Annotated in this window: 1 protein-coding gene; it reads left to right on the plus strand. The window is 41.9% G+C overall.

Annotated features, from left to right (window positions below; all coding sequences use genetic code 11):
* Window positions 1-68: 68 nt before the first annotated feature.
* Entirely contained in the window at window positions 69-998 is a 930-nt protein-coding gene (locus HMPREF9429_RS03595) for a DDE-type integrase/transposase/recombinase (protein ID WP_040773679.1), read from the plus strand.
* The last annotated feature ends 33 nt before the right edge of the window (window positions 999-1,031 follow it).

Consider the following 1,031-nt stretch of genomic DNA (forward strand, 5'->3'; position numbering starts at 1 on the left):
AAAAAATAAGAAGGAACTCTGTTATAATGCAAGTGACCAAACCAACAAGATAACAGGAGACCCTTCTTATGAGACCTATTATAACCGAAGAACTGAGACTTCGTAAACGGATATGTGAATTTGCCATTAAGCATGGAAACAATGCAGAGGCAGCTCGGCGTTATCATACAAGCAGACAACAGGTGCAACGGTGGTTAAAAAGATATGACGGAACCCTAGATTCGTTGCGTCCTTTAAGCCGAAGACCGCATACACAGCCAAACCAACACACGACAGCCGAATTAGCTATGGTTCGTCAGATGAATACGCGATATCGTCACGAAGGTCTGGCTCAAGTATACGTAGAATCGTGTAAGCGGGGATATACTCGTTCATATGGATCTATGTGTAGGCAAATACGTAAGCATCAGTTCACGGTAAAAAAGGTCAAGAATTTCCCCAAAAGTAAATGGAAGCCGGACGTAGTATCGTATCCGGGTGAGAAGGTACAAGTGGATATAAAATATGTTCCCCGGAAATGTATCGAGGAAAACCCGAATGAGATGCAGTACTATCAGATTACAGCCATTGATGAATATTCAAGGAAACGAGTGGCGGCTATTGTTGATGAAAAAAGAGTTACTCATACGAGTGAGTTCTTGTTGACGTTGGAATCCAAGATGGGATTTAAGATAAGCACGGTACAAACAGATAATGGTAGAGAGTTTACGAATATGGGAAGCAGTGAACGAATCTGTCAGTTTGATGTGGTGGCGAAGTGGCTAAAGATAGAGCATAAAACGACCCGACCATTCTCACCGTGGCAAAACGGCAAGGTTGAGCGTAGCCATAGAAGAGACGGAGAGAGCTTTTATCATCGTAGCTTTAGAACAATAGAAGCACTTTGCAAGGCTCATAAACGGTATATTAGCCGTTATAACAACATCGTACAACGAACACTTGGATTTAAATCACCCAATGAATTGGTGACAGAATTCTTCTTAGCTCATTCTGCATGAGTCCTTGTCACAAATGTCTTGATACACTACAAT

The sequence above is a fragment of the Megasphaera micronuciformis F0359 genome (assembly GCF_000165735.1).
Classification (GTDB): Bacteria; Bacillota; Negativicutes; order Veillonellales; family Megasphaeraceae; genus Megasphaera; species Megasphaera micronuciformis.

Coding starts and splice junctions, on each gene's coding strand:
- HMPREF9429_RS03595 (WP_040773679.1), top strand. CDS start 69: ATGAGACCTATTATAACCGAAGAACTGAGACTTCGTAAACGGATATGT.